Source organism: Mycobacterium shunyiense (assembly GCF_058270075.1).
Genome location: NZ_JBZDPU010000007.1, coordinates 16,080 through 32,377, shown reverse-complemented (window position 1 = coordinate 32,377; position 16,298 = coordinate 16,080). Strand labels below are relative to the sequence as shown.

At 67.6% G+C, this 16,298-nt stretch carries 14 protein-coding genes; 7 read left to right on the top strand and 7 right to left on the bottom strand.

Annotated elements, in window-relative coordinates:
• Positions 1–43 precede the first annotated feature (43 nt).
• A complete protein-coding gene (locus AC4ELH_RS05695) occupies positions 44–1,015 on the bottom strand; it encodes a TIGR03617 family F420-dependent LLM class oxidoreductase (RefSeq protein ID WP_064879137.1) in 972 nt (323 codons plus the stop codon).
• Between the two features lie 27 nt (positions 1,016–1,042).
• Here AC4ELH_RS05695 and AC4ELH_RS05690 point away from each other — a divergent pair, with 27 nt between their 5' ends.
• Positions 1,043–2,404: a flavin monoamine oxidase family protein gene (locus AC4ELH_RS05690; RefSeq protein ID WP_498883448.1), complete on the top strand. Its 1,362-nt coding sequence runs from the start codon at positions 1,043–1,045 to the stop codon at positions 2,402–2,404.
• On the opposite strand, the gene AC4ELH_RS05685 is transcribed toward AC4ELH_RS05690, so the two are convergent.
• Both AC4ELH_RS05685 and AC4ELH_RS05680 read right to left on the bottom strand, forming a co-directional pair.
• Positions 2,394–3,320 (bottom strand): alpha/beta fold hydrolase, encoded by a 927-nt coding sequence (locus AC4ELH_RS05685; protein WP_448442716.1) that lies wholly within the window; start codon positions 3,318–3,320, stop codon positions 2,394–2,396. The genes AC4ELH_RS05690 and AC4ELH_RS05685 overlap by 11 nt on opposite strands.
• A gap of 43 nt (positions 3,321–3,363) precedes the next feature.
• Positions 3,364–4,461 carry an NAD(P)-dependent alcohol dehydrogenase gene (locus AC4ELH_RS05680; protein WP_498883447.1) on the bottom strand — a complete coding sequence of 366 codons (1,098 nt, stop codon included), beginning with the start codon at positions 4,459–4,461 and terminating at the stop codon, positions 3,364–3,366.
• A gap of 69 nt (positions 4,462–4,530) precedes the next feature.
• On the opposite strand from AC4ELH_RS05680, the gene AC4ELH_RS05675 reads away from it, so the two are divergent.
• The gene (locus AC4ELH_RS05675) at positions 4,531–5,511 is read left to right on the top strand and encodes an NADPH:quinone oxidoreductase family protein (RefSeq protein WP_498883446.1); all 981 of its coding nucleotides are present in this window, start codon (positions 4,531–4,533) and stop codon (positions 5,509–5,511) included.
• Positions 5,512–5,550: 39 nt separating this feature from the next.
• On the top strand, positions 5,551–5,973 hold the full coding sequence (locus AC4ELH_RS05670) for a nitroreductase family deazaflavin-dependent oxidoreductase (protein WP_064878870.1): 423 nt from the start codon (positions 5,551–5,553) through the stop codon (positions 5,971–5,973).
• Positions 5,974–5,976: 3 nt separating this feature from the next.
• Here AC4ELH_RS05670 and AC4ELH_RS05665 read toward each other — a convergent pair whose 3' ends face one another.
• On the bottom strand, positions 5,977–8,046 hold the full coding sequence (locus tag AC4ELH_RS05665) for an acyltransferase family protein (RefSeq protein ID WP_498883445.1): 2,070 nt from the start codon (positions 8,044–8,046) through the stop codon (positions 5,977–5,979).
• 208 nt (positions 8,047–8,254) lie between these two features.
• On the opposite strand from AC4ELH_RS05665, the gene AC4ELH_RS05660 reads away from it, so the two are divergent.
• Genes AC4ELH_RS05660 through AC4ELH_RS05650 form a run of 3 tightly spaced genes read left to right on the top strand, consistent with a single transcriptional unit; the run spans position 8,255 to position 12,071 of the window.
• Positions 8,255–9,451: an acyl-CoA dehydrogenase family protein gene (locus tag AC4ELH_RS05660; RefSeq protein ID WP_463790038.1), complete on the top strand. Its 1,197-nt coding sequence runs from the start codon at positions 8,255–8,257 to the stop codon at positions 9,449–9,451.
• Positions 9,448–10,911, top strand: coding sequence for an aldehyde dehydrogenase family protein (locus AC4ELH_RS05655; RefSeq protein ID WP_498883570.1), 1,464 nt, complete (start codon positions 9,448–9,450; stop codon positions 10,909–10,911). Before AC4ELH_RS05660 ends, AC4ELH_RS05655 begins: the two co-directional genes overlap by 4 nt.
• A gap of 2 nt (positions 10,912–10,913) precedes the next feature.
• A complete protein-coding gene (locus AC4ELH_RS05650) occupies positions 10,914–12,071 on the top strand; it encodes a CaiB/BaiF CoA transferase family protein (protein WP_498883568.1) in 1,158 nt (385 codons plus the stop codon).
• Here AC4ELH_RS05650 and AC4ELH_RS05645 read toward each other — a convergent pair.
• Entirely contained in the window at positions 12,031–13,527 is a 1,497-nt protein-coding gene (locus tag AC4ELH_RS05645) for a PucR family transcriptional regulator (RefSeq protein ID WP_498883444.1), read from the bottom strand. The two genes, AC4ELH_RS05650 and AC4ELH_RS05645, sit on opposite strands and share 41 nt — an antisense overlap.
• Positions 13,528–13,770: 243 nt before the next feature.
• Between AC4ELH_RS05645 and AC4ELH_RS05640 the strand changes: the two genes are divergently transcribed.
• Positions 13,771–13,920: a hypothetical protein gene (locus AC4ELH_RS05640; protein WP_498883443.1), complete on the top strand. Its 150-nt coding sequence runs from the start codon at positions 13,771–13,773 to the stop codon at positions 13,918–13,920.
• A gap of 93 nt (positions 13,921–14,013) precedes the next feature.
• Here AC4ELH_RS05640 and AC4ELH_RS05635 read toward each other — a convergent pair whose 3' ends face one another.
• Positions 14,014–14,751 carry an SDR family oxidoreductase gene (locus AC4ELH_RS05635; protein ID WP_498883442.1) on the bottom strand — a complete coding sequence of 246 codons (738 nt, stop codon included), beginning with the start codon at positions 14,749–14,751 and terminating at the stop codon, positions 14,014–14,016.
• Positions 14,752–14,789: 38 nt separating this feature from the next.
• Positions 14,790–16,232 (bottom strand): DHA2 family efflux MFS transporter permease subunit, encoded by a 1,443-nt coding sequence (locus AC4ELH_RS05630; protein ID WP_498883441.1) that lies wholly within the window; start codon positions 16,230–16,232, stop codon positions 14,790–14,792.
• Positions 16,233–16,298 lie beyond the last annotated feature (66 nt).

Below are 16,298 nucleotides of genomic sequence, written 5' to 3'. Positions count from 1 at the left end.
CGAACCTCCTTTGGTCCCGACGAGTACCACCCACCCTAGGCGTTCAGTCGCGCAGCGCGTCGACGATCTGGGCAAGCGATTCCACCGCGATCGGGCCGGGTTGGTACAGGCAGATCCGGTCGGACACCCCGGCCACGCGGTCGCGGATGTGAGCGGCGACATCGGCGGGGCTACCGCATGCCGCGATGGTGTGCAGCACCTCGTCGTCGATCAGCGAACCCATCTCCTGCCAGCGGCCCTGCTTGGACAGCGCGTTGAGTTCCGGCTGCAGGTCACCCCAGCCGTGAACGTCCAGCACCGGGCGATAGGCCGGGGTCGATCCGTAGAAGGCCAGCAGCCGTCGCGTCGCGTCGTGGTCGTCCCCTACAGACACGATGATCTCCGGGACGATCGCCAGCTCCCCCGCGTCACGTCCGGCGGCGGCGAGCCCGTCACGCACCGCGGGCAACGTCGCCTCGTGCAGGAACCGCTTCGAACCGAACGGCATGACCAACAAGCCGTCGGCGAACTGCGCGGTGGCCCGGGTGAGCCGCGGGCCCAGCGCGCCGACATATATGGGCGGCGGACCGTACGGGTTGTCCCGCGGGGTGAACGTCGGTGTCATCAACGTGTGCCGGTAGTAGTCGCCTCGAAAGTCGAGCCGCTCCCCGGTGTCCCAGGCAGCGAAGATCGCCCGCAAGGCCGCGACGAACTCTGACATCCGGGCCACGGGCCGGTCGAAGTCCGCGCCGAACCGCTTCTCGATCTGCGTCCGGATCTGCGTACCGAGCCCGAGCGTGAACCTTCCACCGGACAGGATCTGGTGGTCGATGGCCTGGTGTGCCAGGTGAATCGGGTTACGGGGAAACGCAATTGCCACATTCGTCATCAGGTCGAGATCCCCGACCGTGGAGGCGAGCGTCAGCGGGGTGAATACATCGTGGGGTCCCTCGAAGGTGAACACTCCACTGGCACCGGCCTCGCGCAGGGCCGCAGCCCGACCCATCGCGTCGCGCGGCCCGAACAACGCTGTCATGACCTTCACGCGTGAGAGCCTAGACAGGTGAGCATCCCAACGAGCACCGACGTCGTCGTCGTGGGTGCCGGCTTCGCCGGCCTGTCCGCTGCCCGCGCCCTGACCAGGCTCGGACACGAGGTGGTGGTGCTCGAGGGGCGCGACCGGGTGGGCGGACGATCGTCGACGACCACGATCGCCGGGGTGCCGGTCGACCTGGGCGGCACGTTCGTCGGCCCCACCCAGGACGCGGTGCTGGCGCTGGCCGACGAACTCGGGTGCCGCACCGTGCCCACCTACGACCGCGGCAAGAATCTGATTCTCTGGCATGGCCGGGTCCGGGCCTACCGCAGCACGATCCCGCGGCTGTCGATGATGGAACTGTTCGACGTATCCCGCATCCAGTGGCGCTTCGAACGGCTCTGCCGGCTCATCCGGGTCAATGAGCCGTGGAAGAGTTCGAACGCCGAGAAGCTCGACGAGCTCACACTGGAGCAGTGGCTGCGCTCGGCCGGGGCCAACGCTTCGACGCGCAACCTCATGGCCATCATGTCCCGAGTCACCTGGGGCGCCGAGCCCGACGAGGTGTCGATGCTGCACGCCGCCCGCTACGTCAAGGCCGCCGGTGGGCTCGACCGCATGCTCGACGTCCGTGGCGGCGCCCAACAGGACCGGTTTCCCGGCGGCACCCAGCAGATCGCGTCGAAGATGGCCGAGGAACTAGGAGATCGGGTGGTGCTCGATGCCCCGGTGGACCGCATCGAACGCCACGACGACGGCACCGTCGCGGTGACCTGTCCCTCCGGCGCGGTGCAGGCACGTGCGGTGATCGTGGCGATCCCGCCGCAGCACCGGACCGGGATCGAGTTCAGCCCGGCGCTGCCCAAACCGTATACCGACCTGGCCGCGAACTGGCCGCAGGGCAACCTCAGCAAGGCATATGCCGCCTATGAACAACCGTTCTGGCGCACCAACGGGTGCTCAGGCGAGGCATTGTCCGACGAGGGTCCCGTGTTCATCACCTTCGATGTGAGCCCGGCCGACGGCAGTTCCGGCGGCCCCGGAATCCTGCTCGGTTTCACCGACGCCCGCACCTTCGACCGGTTGTCACCCCCAGAGCGGCGCGAGCAGGCCCTGTCCGGGTTCGCCACCCTGTTCGGCGACGCCGCCCGACAACCGATCGATTACGTCGACCATTGTTGGAGCGCAGAACAATTCGCACCGGGTGGGCCCACCGCGGCGGTGCCGCCGGGATCGTGGACCCAGTACGGCAGGTGGCTGCGAGAACCGGTGGACGCGATCCACTGGGCCGGCACCGAAACCGCGAATGAGTGGACCGGATTTCTCGACGGAGCGGTCCGGTCCGGTCAGCGTGCGGCCGCCGAAGTCGCGGGCCGCCTTACTGATTGACCGCCTGCGGCGACGCTACCGATTCGGCCAGCGCCCGCAACTGGGCGTTCACCTGCGACGGGCATTCCAGGATGGCGCAGTGCCCACCGGGCATCTCGACGAAGGCATGCAGGTTGGGGGCGTCGTCGGCGATCCGGCGGGCGGCGTTGATGGGCAGCAAGCGGTCCTTGGAGCTGCCGATCACCAGCGTGGGCACCGACAGGTTCTGCAGCGAGATATGTTGTGGGCCCAGCCCGTTCACCAGCGTGCGGGCCCAGCCGCCGCGTCCGGCGGCCGGAGTCTCGGCGAACAGTTGATAGATGAACTCAGCGACCGACGGGTCGGCGTCACGGCCCACCGCCAGACGGGCGACGAAACGTTTGTTGGGACGCTCGATGATCCGCGGCATCCGCGTACCGCCGAAGGTCCGGATCGCCGTACCTGCCGCCCGAACCCGCGTCGACGCCAGCGGGGCCGGAACCCTCAACAGCTTCACATCGCGCACCAGGTCTCCGGTGGTGGTGTTGATCAGCGCGACGGCGTCGGCACGGGCGGGCACCCGGGCCGGATAGCGTTGCGACCATGAAGTGATCGCGATACCGCCCATCGAATGCCCGGCGACAACGGCACGTTCACCGGGCCTCAGCGTGGCGTCCAGCACCGCGTCGAGATCGGCGGCGAGGTGGTTGAGGCTGTAGCGGTGACGCCCGCGCGGGGTCTCGCTGTGGCCGTGTCCGCGATGGTCGTAGGCGATGACGCGGAAGTCCGCGGCCAGATCGGCGATCTGGTGCGCCCAGACGCCGATGGCACACGTGATGCCGTGAGCCAGCACGATCGGGTAGCCGTCCTCGGGTCCGAACACCTCGGCATGCAGCCGCACGCCGTCGACGGCGCGCACCTCGACAGTGCGTCCCGGTGGTAGCTGGGGAAGGGTCATGATGCTCCGATCGTTGGCGTCGTTGCCGGGTGAAACAGAGGGATTACGAGCCTACCGCTTGGGTGATCAGGACGGGTTTTACCACGTCAGCGGACTTTGCGGCAGCCCACGCGCGGCCGAAGTCGTCGAAGGGGTAGCGGCTGACGAACTTGTCGAGCGGTAGTTCGCCACGGCGGTACAGATCGACCAGGCGCGGGATGAAGGTCTGCGGTTCGCTGTCACCCTCGACCACGCCGCGTAGGCTCAGCCCCTTTCCCATGATCGCGGCGACCGGCAGTTCGGCCGTCAACGCGCCGAGGCCCAGTAGCGCCAGGGTGCCGCGCTCACGCAACACCGTGATTGCTGTCATGAGGACGTCTGGGCGCGCGGTGGTGTCGACTGCCGCGGCCGCTCCCCCGGTCAGCTCGAGCACAGCTGCGGCCACGTCGCCGCCGGCGGTCGGATCGATCGTGGCGGTGGCACCCAACTCGGTTGCCAGCGAACGTCGTTCGGCGATCGGGTCGACAGCGACGACGGCCCGGCACCCCGCGATGCGGGCGCCCATGACCGCGGAGAGCCCCACCGCTCCGGCCCCGAACACCACAAGTGCATCCGTGGGTTGCGGCGCAAGCACATTGAGCACGGCACCCACCCCGGTCTGCACGCTGCAGCCCAGGGGGGCGGCCAGCGCGGGGTCGATCGGCTCGGGCAGCACCACAGCGTTTCGGCTGCCGGCGATCGCATACGTGCAGAAACTGGACTGACCGAAGAAGCCGCCCCCGATGGGGACCCCGTCGGCGTGCAGCGCACTGGACTCTCCGCGGGTGCCGCGCATGTTCAGGTCGGTGGAACGCTCGCAGTAGGCCGGGGTGTCCGCCTGACAGTTGGAGCAGGCGCCGCAGCTGGCGAAGGTGAGGACGACCTGGTCCCCCACGCCGGGTACGGCATTCGGTCCGACCTCGATGACCCTGCCTGCACCTTCGTGACCGAACACCATCGGCAGTTTGCGAAACCGTGCCGCGACACTCACATCGGTGTGGCAGATGCCCACCGCGTCGATGCGAACCAGCACTTCGTCGCCGCGGGGTGGACGAATTTGCACGTCGGTGAGCTGGGGATCGGCTCCGGCGTCGAGCACCACCGCAGCGCGGGCGTTGAGCATCCGGTGATGCTAAGCCACGCACTTGACACCTGTCACAATTGGCTGGCGACCCACCAGAAGGAGACAACGATGCGTGCAGCACAGATCACCCGACTCGACGGTCCGGACGCAGTGCGGGTGGCCGAGGTGGAGGAGCCCTCCAGCGCCGAGGGCGCCGAGCAGGTCGTGATCGACGTCCACGCCGCGGGCGTTGCCTTCCCCGACGCCCTGCTCACCCGTGGTCTCTACCAGTACAAGCCTGAGCTTCCGTTCACCCCGGGTGCCGAGATCGCCGGCGTGGTGCGCAGCGCCCCGGCCGATGCCCATGTCGCTGCCGGCGATCGCGTGCTCGGCCTGACCATGCTGTCGGGCGGCATGGCCGAAGTCGTCGCCTTGCCCGCCGAGCGCGTGTTCCCCCTGCCGGACGCCGTGTCGTTCGAGGCCGGCGCCGGCATCCTGTTCAACGACCTGACCGTCCAGTTCGCCCTGCGCACCCGCGGCCGGCTGGCCGAGGGTGAGACCGTCCTGGTGCACGGTGCGGCCGGTGGCATCGGCACCTCGGCGCTGCGACTGGCCCCGGCACTCGGAGCCGCACGCACCATCGCGGTGGTGTCCACCGAGGAGAAGGCCGAGATCGCCAGGGCCGCAGGCGCTTCCGACGTGGTGCTCGCCGACGGGTTCCGCGACGCGGTGAAGGAAATCACCGGCGGGCGGGGCGTGGATGTCGTGGTCGACCCGGTCGGCGGGGATCGCTTCACCGACTCGCTGCGATCACTGGCCGTCGGCGGACGGCTCCTCGTCATCGGGTTCACCGGCGGTGAGATCCCCACGGTCAAGGTCAATCGCCTGTTGCTCAACAACGTCGACGTGGTCGGCGCGGGCTGGGGCGCCTGGACCTTCTCCCATCCCGGCTACCTGCAGGAGCAGTGGGCCGAACTGCAGCCGCTGCTGGCCTCCGGCGTGGTGCCTGCACCACAGCCCGAGGTGTTTCCACTGGAGCAGGCCGCGCAGGCCATCGCGTCGCTGGAGAACCGCAGCGCCAAGGGCAAGGTGGTGCTGAAGCTGCGGTGACCCGGGAATAACAACGCCGGTGTCGGTGTTGCGGGGGGCGTGAGTGAACATGCCGAACTGAGCCCGACCGACTGGGTACGCGACCAGACCCAACGCATCCTGGAACAAGGCACCACCGAGGGCGTCGAGGTGCTCGACCGCCCCATCGTGCTGTTCACGACGACGGGCGCCAAGTCCGGCAAGAAGCGGTACGTACCGCTGATGCGCGTGGAAGAGAACGGCCGCTACGCGATGGTGGCCTCCAAGGGTGGCGCGCCGGAGCATCCGTCGTGGTACTTCAACGTCAAGGCCCACCCCGCCGTGACGGTGCAGGACGGCGACAAGACGGTCTCGCTGACCGCCCGCGAGATCTCCGGTGACGAGCGTGAACACTGGTGGAAGCTCGCCGTCGAGGCCTACCCGCCCTACGCCGAATACCAGACCAAGACCGACCGACAGATTCCGGTCTTCATCGTCGAATGACGACTACCACCATCCGAGGGCGTCGGACATCTGCCGGGCCAACTCGGTGGTGAGTGTGCGCACGTAAGTCGCCGACAGGTGGTGGGCATCGTGGTACACCAACACGTTGCCCTCCACGGCGCGGCAGATCGTCGGCCGGCACACCGCATCGGTGAGGTCGAGAACCTTCATCAGCGGATAGTCGGCCAGGTAATCGAGGGTCGGATTGCGTTGCGCCAGGGCTTCGTTGCGCGGCACCCCGCAAGACTCGACGTCACCCCCCTTGGACAGACAGTCCACCGGCGAGAAGAACCAGCCGTCACGGAGCATCCACGGCGTGTCACGCATGCCGAGCATCGGAATTCCATTGGCGGACAACTCATCCCATATGCCCAGATAGTAATCGGGCACATAGTCGCCCGGGCCGTTGAGGATCGGGCGCGTCGAGGTGAAGAACACGTAGTCCGGCCGGTCGGCGATGATCTGCGCCAAGGCGTTGTCCGACCACGTCCGACAGGACGGATATTTCTCGAACGACCCCGCGATGATCGGCACGGGTTTGGTGGTCAGCGGGCAGCCGAACTTCAGGTAGGTGGTCACCTTGACGCCGTGTTGGCGTCCGATCTGATGTAGCGCCGTCAGCCAGTGCTCGGAATGCGACCCGCCCGCCAACGCGATGGTGTGGGCGCCGTCGGGATCTCCGTACACGCAGCTGACGACCTCACCACCGGTGAATCCCGTGACGCAATGGTCGATCGACGACGGCGGGATGTCGTCGTCGGCCTCCAGCGCGCTCGGGCGCATCGGCAGTTTGGCGACCCGGTGATTCTCGGTGAGCGCGAGCGCGCCCGGGTAGTCCCGGATCGACAGCATGCCCAGTTCCGCGCCGCTGGCCCGGGCGAGGGCGACATGTCCGCGCCACATCAGCGACAACGCCACGAGCATCACCGTCACCAGCAGAACCGCGGCACCCGGCACGGCCCACGTGCGGGCTAGCCGATACCACCGGGCTTGCCATTGCGCCCTGGCCGACCACGCGGTGAGCCAGGCGATCAGCACCGCGGCCAGAGCGACAGCGGCGCCATCGACCATGCCGACCGCATCGTCATTGATGAAGGCCAGCCAAAAGATCAACAACGGCCAGTGCCACAGGTACAGCGGGTAGGCCATCGATCCGAGCACGACCAACGGGCCGCTGCGCAGGATTTCGTTCGCCCTCGGCGGCATCGCCTGAGCTGCGCTCACGATCACCAGCACGGTCGCCGCCACCGGAATCAACGCCCAGGCTCCCGGGGACTGCACCGTCCGGTCAGTGAGCACACCGCACACCAGGATCGCCGCCAGACCGGCTGCGGCCACACCGGCGCGCAGCCAACCCGGCCACCGGAGGCGACCCACCGGCACGGCCACGAGGGCGGCCGCGAGAACCCCGGCCAACACCTCCCAGGCCCGGGCGAAGGTGCTGTAGTAGGCGAGCATCGGGCTGTCCGACTGCGTCGTAACGGCGTAGTACAGCGAGGCCACCAGTGCGACAGCGGACACCCCGACCAGGATTGTGGGTCGTGCGGTGCGTCCGCGGCGCGCCGTCACCGCCATGACCACCCCGGCGAGCACAACGAACGCCAGCGTGAACTGGCCCAGCATCGAGAGCGCCCACAGATGGTGCAGCGGGGTCACCGTCTCGCCCGCCTGCACATAGTCGTCCGCCGAGCCAAGCAACTGCCAATTCTGGTAGAAGCCCAGGCTGGCCAGGGTCTGATCCGCGAAGGCCTCCCACCTGGTCTCCGGCTGGACGAGCACCGTCAGCACCGCACACACGGCCAGCACGAGAACCAACGGCCGCACCACCCTGCGCGCCACCCGGCCCATCTCTGCGACCAGCGTCGCGGGGCTCGTCAGGCTGCGCAGGACGCGACCACCGATGAAGAAGCCGGTCAGAACCAGCAGGACATCCAGCCCGCCGCAGGCCCGCCCGAACCAGAAATGGCAGATGACGACCATCACGATGGCCACACCACTCAACCCGATCAGATCATCACGAACCTGCCGCGGAACGGAAGGAACGAGAACCGGATCGCCAACAATCACCTGCACGCTGAACTTTCCCTGGGCTGTCTTCGCCGGTCACTGACGACGGAACACCCTGGGGCCACGCCGTTCGCCGCACCGAGCATAGGCCACCCAACCCGGTGGTCAGGCCCGGCGACCGGGCATCCGAATGCTCCCCATCGGACAGGTAGCACACCCCTGTTGTACGAATCGGCCATAGGCATGTGTGCGTGGGCAAATCTAGCCTTGAGTCATGACCGCCACCGCCACACCGGCCGCCAAGAAGTCCACCTACCGGCCGCTGGAGCTGTTCGACACCGACCGGTTGCTCGACGACGACGAACGCGAGATCGCCGCGACCGTGCGCAAGTTTGTCGACACCCGCCTACGGCCCAACGTGGGCGAATGGTTCGAATCGGCCACCCTGCCCCGGGAGCTGGCCAAGGAGTTCGGCAAGCTCGGCGTTCTCGGCATGCACCTGCAGGGCTACGGCTGCGCGGGCACCAACGCCGTCAGCTACGGATTGGCCTGTATGGAGCTGGAGGCCGGCGACAGCGGGTTCCGCAGCTTCGTCTCCGTCCAGGGCTCGCTGTCGATGTTCTCCATCTACCGCTACGGCTCGGAGGAACAGAAGAACGAATGGCTGCCCCGGCTGGCCGCCGGTGATGCGATCGGCTGCTTCGGCCTGACCGAACCCGACTTCGGTTCCAACCCCGCCGGCATGCGCACCCGCGCCCGCCGCGACGGAAGCGACTGGGTGCTCAACGGCACCAAGATGTGGATCACCAACGGCAACCTCGCCGATGTGGCCACCGTGTGGGCGCAGACCGACGAGGGCATTCGCGGCTTCCTGGTGCCCACCGACACCCCGGGCTTCACCGCCAACGAGATTCACCGCAAGCTCTCCCTGCGTGCCTCGGTCACCTCCGAGCTCGTGCTGGACAACGTCCGGCTGCCGGCCTCGGCGCAGCTGCCGCTGGCCGAAGGACTGTCGGCCCCGCTGTCGTGCCTGAACGAGGCCCGGTTCGGCATCGTGTTCGGCTCGCTCGGTGCGGCCCGCGACAGCCTGGAGACCGCGATCGACTATGCCGGCTCGCGCGAGGTGTTCGACAAGCCACTGACCAGCTACCAGCTCACCCAGGAAAAGCTGGCGAACATGACCGTCGAACTCGGCAAGGGGATGCTGCTGGCAATCCACCTGGGCCGCATCAAGGATGCCGAAGAGGTGCGGCCAGAGCAGATCAGCCTGGGCAAGCTCAACAACGTCCGCGAAGCACTGGCCATCGCCCGTGAATGCCGGACCCTGTTGGGCGGCAGCGGCATCACCCTCGAATACTCACCGCTGCGCCACGCCAACAATCTCGAGTCCGTCCTCACCTACGAGGGCACCTCCGAGATGCACCTGCTGTCGATCGGCAAGGCCCTGACCGGGCAGGCGGCCTTCCGCTGATGACCGTTGCCATCGAGCACCTGATCGGTGGACAGTGGCTACCCGGCACCGGCGACACGCTGCTCAGCGTGAGCCCGACACAACCGAGTGTGGTTGTGGCCCAGGGCAGTAATGCCCGCACATCCGACGTCGACGCCGCGGTGCGTGCCGCCGGCGAGGCTGCCGCGTCCTGGGCCGCCACCCCGATGCATCAGCGCGGTACGGTGCTGCTGAGCACGGCGGACATCGTCGACCGCAACGCCGAGGCGTGGGGCATGGAGCTGGCCCGCGAGGAAGGCAAGACGAAAGCCGAAGGCATCGGCGAGGTTCGGCGGGCCGCGCAGATCCTGCGCTACTACGGCAACGAGGGCGACCGGCAGGCGGGCGAGATCTACGCCTCGCCCCGGGCCGGTGAACAGATCCTCATCACCCGCAAACCGCTCGGCGTGGTCGGGGTGATCACCCCGTTCAACTTCCCCATCGCCATTCCGGCCTGGAAGATCGCGCCCGCATTGATCTACGGCAACACCGTCGTGTGGAAACCCGCGAGCACCGTTCCACTGCTGGCGATCCGGCTCGCGCAGGCACTGACCGAGGCCGGCCTGCCCTCCGGCGTGCTCAACCTGCTGATCGGCGGATCCGACATCGGCAACGCCATCGTCGACCACCCAGGCATCGACGGCATCACGTTCACCGGTTCCACCGGGGTCGGGCGGCGAATCGCCGCGGCCGCGGCGGCGCGCGGAGTCCCCGCTCAGGCCGAAATGGGCGGCAAGAACGCCGCCGTCGTGCTCGACGACGCCGATGTCGAACTGGCCCTTGAGCAGGTGATGCTCGGGGCGTTCCGCTCTACCGGGCAGAAATGCACGGCCACGTCCCGCCTGATCGTCACCGACGGGATCGCCGACGAGTTCCTGGCCGCACTGGCCGAGCGCGCGGCGGCCCTGGCCGTCGGGGACCCCACCGACGACGCGACCCAGATGGGACCTGTCGCCAATGACGCTGCACACCGGTCCATTTCGGCGGGGATTCAGGCCGCTGCCGCGCAGGGCGCCACGGTGTTGACCGGCGGTACCCCCTACTCGGAAGGACCACTGGCCGAGGGCTACTTCATCCCGCCAACCGTCGTAGAACTCAACGGTCAAGCCGCCGACGTATGGACCGACGAATTGTTCGGACCGGTCCTCGCCGTCAAGCGGGCCGCCGACGCCGACGCCGCGTTCCGCCTTGCCAATGACAGCGAGTTCGGGCTCTCGGCGGCGGTTTTCACCCAGGACCTGACCCGGGCACTGCGGGCTGTCGAGCAGATCGACGTCGGCGTGCTGCACGTCAACTCCGAGTCGGCCGGCGCCGATCCGCACGTACCGTTCGGCGGGGCCAAGAAGAGCGGGCTCGGCCCCAAGGAGCAGGGCGGCGCCGCACGGGAATTCTTCACCCACACCACGACGGTGTACCTGCGGGGCGGGCGGCCGGGAGCATGAGCGTGAGGATGGGCGCCCTCGACGGAGTCGTCGTCGTCGATTTCAGCCGCGTGCTGGCCGGGCCGTACGCGACCATGATGCTCGGCGACTTCGGCGCCGAGGTGATCAAGATCGAACGCCCGGGCACCGGCGACGACACCCGGGCGTGGGGCCCGCCGTACGACTCGACCGGTGTGGCAACGTATTTCAACGCGGTCAACCGCAACAAGCGTTCAGTGGCACTCGACCTGTCCGATCCGGCCGGCCGGGAGCACGCCCGCTCCCTGGTGGCCCGGGCCGACATCGTGGTGGAGAACTTCCGGCCGGGGACCATGGAGAAACTCGGTCTGGGCTACGAGGATCTGCGGGTGGTCCGTCCCGACCTGATCTATTGCTCGATCACCGGATTCGGCCGCGACGGCGGCGCCGCGCTGCCGGGCTACGACCTGCTGGTGCAGGCGGTCGGCGGGTTGATGAGCGTCACCGGAACCGAACCGGGCGATCCGACCAAGGCCGGCGTGGCCCTGGTCGATGTGCTGGCCGGCCTGCACGCGCTGAGCGGAATCCTGGCGGCGCTGGCGCACCGCGACCGCACCGGGGTCGGACAGCGCGTCGACACCAACCTGTTCTCGGTGTTGTTGTCCTCCATGGTCAATCAGGCCTCCGGATACCTGGGGGCCGGCGCAGTGCCGCAGATCATGGGCAATCGCCATCCGAGTATCGCGCCGTACCAGACGTTCGACACCGCCGACCGGCCCATCGCGGTCGCCGTCGGCAACGACAAACAGTTCCGGTCCTTCGCCGCCGCCATCGGCGAACCACAGCTGGCCCAGGACCCCCGGTTCGCTACCAATCCGGACCGGGTCGCCCACCGGGATGCGTTGTGCGCCATCATCGAAACCGCGTTGAAGAGACACGGCGCCGATCACTGGTACGCGGTGCTGACCGCCGCGAGCGTGCCGGCCGGCCCAATCAACGATCTGTCGGAGGCATTCGCGTTCGCCCGCCGACTCGGCTTGGAGGCAACCGTGCCGGTACCAGGGACACCGACACCTCAAGTGGCCAACCCGATCACCTTGTCGGCCACCCCGGTCACCTACCGAAGTGGACCACCAAGCCTGGGCTCCGTCGACGACACGCTCAGCCCGGCCGGCGAGACGCCAGCAGCTGCCAGGCCTTGAGCCCCAGCCACAACTGTGCCCGGGTATCGGCCGATTCAAGGTCGTCACCCAACAATTGGGAGATTCGCCGCATCCGGTTGCGCATGGTGTGGCGATGCACCGCAAGCTCAGCCGCCGCCGCCTCCATCTGACCGTTGCGACCGAGGAAGGCCGCCAAGGTGGGGATCAGATCCTCCCCACCCGCCAGTGCATCCAATGGTGCTGCCAACACCCGCAATTCGGCCGTGCTCCGGCCCTCGAGCAGCACACCCATCGGGCTGAGTTCACCGAATTCGGTGAACCGCTCCCTGCCCGAATTCGCCGCGATGCGGGCCTGCTCCAAGGCCGTGGACAGATCGGTCGGCCCGACAGGCCGGCTCATCCCGCCACCGACCGTGATACCCGTCTGTTGCTCGAGTTCCTCGATCACCGAGCGGATGCGGCGTCGGCTCCCGGTCGCCGGAACGATGATCACGATCTCGTCACCCATCGGGGCCATCAGAAACGATGTCAGCACCCGTCCCAGCACGTGCTGCGCGGCCAGCAGCGGGCCCGCACCGGTGAAAGACGCCACCACGATGTCATCGTCGGGCTCAAAACCGAAGTAGCGCAACACCGCACCGTCGACAGCTCCGGTGCCGGAAATCATCTCGCGGGCCACCGCGGTCCGCAGCAGCTGTTCGGCGTCGACCACCCGGGCCGGTTTCTCGATCGCGATCGAGATCAGCGACACGGCATGGGCGACCAGGAGCCGGTCGGCGTTGGACATCGGATCGGACGTGCGTATCGCAAGCCGGCCGCGAACGGGCTGGGCGGCCCGCAGATTCTGGATGGTGACGTAGGCATCCCCGTCAGCGGTGACATGGGCGCCGCCGTGCCGATGCGCGGGCTGAACCTGCTCTCCGAGCACGACGATCAGCCGCTCCTGGTCGTCACCCCCGGCCGCCAGCACGGTGCCGTCGTTGTCCACCACGACAACGGTCGCGGACAGACGATCCGCCAAAGCGTCGACCACCCCGGGAATGCCGCCCCGCAGTGTCGCCCGGGCCAGTACCTCCTGATCGTCGACCACGCGCTGCACCGAGCGCAGTTCGTCGGCCTTGAGCGCGTCGATCACCACCCTGGCGATCGCGATGAACGGCGTCGAGGCGGGCACTTCGAGCACGGGAATCCCCAACTGATCTCCGGCGGCACGTACCGCCGGCGGGATGTCGGCAATCATGGTGCCGGTGTCGACGGCGAGTGCCGCGGTCCCGGCCGCGGCCAGGCGTGCCACGTAGGCGAATTGCGCGTCGGCGTCAGCTCCGATGTTGATGCCGGTCGTCATGACCAACTCGCCCCCGGCCAGATACGGAGCCGGGTCGGGCAACTCGATGGCATGCGCCCACGCGATCTCACGGTCAGCGCCGCGCGCTCCGGCCACCAGGACCAGACCGAGACTGTCGACCTCGGTCAGATCTCGCACGGTGAGTGCCACAGGAGAAGTCTTACTCCTTTTCCGCAGTCGGCGGCATCACCTGGACGCCTGACTGTGACTGCGCCCACTCCGCTGCGACGAAACTGGTTGAGCTGTAGCGAAACTCACACTCTAAGAATTGCTTTTAGACAGCCGCTGCGAGGAGCATGGGAGATGTCCAGTTCGCTCGGGCGATCCCCGAGGTGTGGACGTCAACAAACAACGAGTACCCGTGATCCGGGGCACTTTCGAGGAGTGAGAAGTATGTCCTTCGCACAGTTTCGCGCAAACCAGAAGCGCGCCAACATGCGGCGCCGCCTCTATGCGCGGATCAACGAACTGCCGAATTCGTCGGTTCGCGAAGAGTTGATCGCAGTAGTTCAGCGGCACGAGCTTCAGGATGCAGATCGCTGAGATGACGATTCCGCTGTACAGAGCCGGTGGCCCCTCCGGCTCTGTTGTTTTTCGGCGGTTGGCGATCGCCGGTTGATCTCGGGGTCTGTTCCCTCAGCCGCGGCCGAAGTACGGCATGGACCGCGCCATGACCGTCAGCGTCGGCACCGACACCTCCAGGGGCAGATCGATCAGGTGCGCCACGGCGCGGGCCACATGCCCGACGTCGAAAGTCGGTTCAGCTGCGAGACTTCCGTCGGCCTGCAGGGTCTGGTGACTGAATCCCGCAGTCATGTCGGTCGCGGCATTGCCGATGTCGATCTGGGTGACGCAGATGTCGATATCGCGAAGGTCCAACAACATTGATGCGGTCAGCCCACTCATCGCGTGTTTCGTGACGGTGTAGGCCAGGCTCTTGGGGCGGGGCCGGTGTGCCGAGATCGATCCGTTGTTGATGATCCGCCCGCCGCGCGGCAGCTGGGCGGCCATGACTCGAGCGGCTTCCCGTGCACAGAACACCGCGCCGTCGACGTTGGTGCGCCAAGTGTCGTGCCACTGCTGGTCGTCGAGGTCGGCGATCGACGCCGACGGCCCGAACACCCCTGCGTTGTTGAACAACACATCCACGCGCCCGAATGTCGACACCGCGTCGGCGAACAACGCCTGCACCGAGGCTGAATCCGTGACGTCGGTCGGCACGATGCGGGCGTTGGGATTCCCGCCTCCCACCTCGGCCAGCGGCTCGGCGCGGCGGCCGGCCAGCGCCACCTGATGTCCGGCGTCCAGCAGAACCCGGGCCGTCGCGCGGCCGATACCACTACCCGCACCCGTGATGACCACGACTTTGCCCATGCGCCCGATTGTGCCCGACCTCGACCGAGCGACCGGGCTCAATGTATCGGCGTGCCACCCGCGGGGCTCGGACGCGGAGCGGTGAAGAAGGACCCGATCACGGCGAACACGCTGATCACCGCGGCGGCTGTGAAGGCCGCATGCACGCCGGGCAGATCCGGGGCCCCACCCGAGTGGGACGCCTTGGTCATCACCGTCACGAACAACGCGGTTCCCGCGGCACCGCCAACCTGCTGCAGCGTCGTCAGGATGGCACTGCCATGCGCATAGAGCCGGTCTGGCAGGACTGCGAGCGCGTCAGTCATCAACGGGGTGAACATCATCGACAGGCCCAACATCATGACCGACTGCAAGACCACCAGTTCCCAGACCGGTGACGCCGCCGACAGCAGCGTGAAACCCCACAGCGACACACACAGCATCAACGACCCGGGCACGACCAGCAGACGGGCGCCGTGATGGTCATAGGCTCGGCCGACCAGCGGCCCGGCCAACCCCATCAACAGCCCGCCGGGCAGCGTCGCCAACCCGGCCACCAGTGCGCTCTGCTTCAGTACGTCCTGCACGTACAGCGGCACCATGATGATGGCGCCGAACAACCCCATGAAGCCGAGGACCACCAGGCTCAGCGACACCGAGAACCGCCGATAGGTGAAGGGCCGCAGATCCAGGAACGCACGGTCGCGTCGTTGCAGCAGTATCTGCCGCGCACCGAAGGCCACCATCGCCGCCGCACCGATCACCATCGGCACCCACGCAGGCACCGACTGCGGGCTGTGAGCGGATTCGCCCATGAGCGACAGCCCGAACACCAAGCCCGCGAACGCGATCGCCGACAGCGGGACCGAGACAGGATCGATCGGGGTGGGATCCTCCCGTTCGTCGTCGACGCGCAGCCACGCCAGACCGGCGCTCAGCGCGAGCAGGGCGATCGGCAGCACGATCCAGAACATCCATCGCCAGTCCAGTGAGCCGAGGATGAACCCCGACAGCGTGGGCCCGATCGCCGGTGCGACGGCGATGACTATCGAGATGGTGCCCATCATCTGGCCGCGCCGGTCCGCGGGAATCAGCGTCATGACCGTCGTCATCAGGAGCGGCATCATGACCGCGGTACCGCAGGCCTGCACGATGCGCCCGACCAGCAGAACCGTGAACCCCGGCGCGAGCGCGGCCACCAATGTGCCGGTACAGAACAGGGTCATCGACGCCAGGTAGATACTGCGCACCGGGAACCGCTGCAGCAGCGAACCCGACATCGGGATGACCACCGCCATGGTCAACAGGAAGCCACTGGTGAGCCATTGCGCGGTGCTCGCCGAGATGTCCAGGTCGACGATCAGTGCAGGTAGCGCCACGCTCATGATCGTCTCGTTGAGGATCATCACGAACGCCGAGCTGACCAACAGCGCGATGATGACATTGGCGCTCGACTGGGCACGCGGTTGCGCCGCGATCTCCCCCGTGCTCGGGCCCGTCATTGTTTCCCACTCTCCTAGCTCCCCCGAGCTTTGCCTGCGCAGCCACCCAGGGTAGGTCGGACACCC

Bases quoted from the DNA above. Each gene is read 5' to 3' on its own strand.
- AC4ELH_RS05695 (WP_064879137.1), bottom strand. From the start codon at position 1,015: ATGACAGCGTTGTTCGGGCCGCGCGACGCGATGGGTCGGGCTGCGGCC.
- AC4ELH_RS05685 (WP_448442716.1), bottom strand. From the start codon at position 3,320: ATGACCCTTCCCCAGCTACCACCGGGACGCACTGTCGAGGTGCGCGCC.
- AC4ELH_RS05680 (WP_498883447.1), bottom strand. From the start codon at position 4,461: ATGCTCAACGCCCGCGCTGCGGTGGTGCTCGACGCCGGAGCCGATCCC.
- AC4ELH_RS05675 (WP_498883446.1), top strand. From the start codon at position 4,531: ATGCGTGCAGCACAGATCACCCGACTCGACGGTCCGGACGCAGTGCGG.
- AC4ELH_RS05660 (WP_463790038.1), top strand. From the start codon at position 8,255: ATGACCGCCACCGCCACACCGGCCGCCAAGAAGTCCACCTACCGGCCG.
- AC4ELH_RS05640 (WP_498883443.1), top strand. From the start codon at position 13,771: ATGTCCTTCGCACAGTTTCGCGCAAACCAGAAGCGCGCCAACATGCGG.
- AC4ELH_RS05635 (WP_498883442.1), bottom strand. From the start codon at position 14,751: ATGGGCAAAGTCGTGGTCATCACGGGTGCGGGTAGTGGTATCGGCCGC.
- AC4ELH_RS05630 (WP_498883441.1), bottom strand. From the start codon at position 16,232: ATGACGGGCCCGAGCACGGGGGAGATCGCGGCGCAACCGCGTGCCCAG.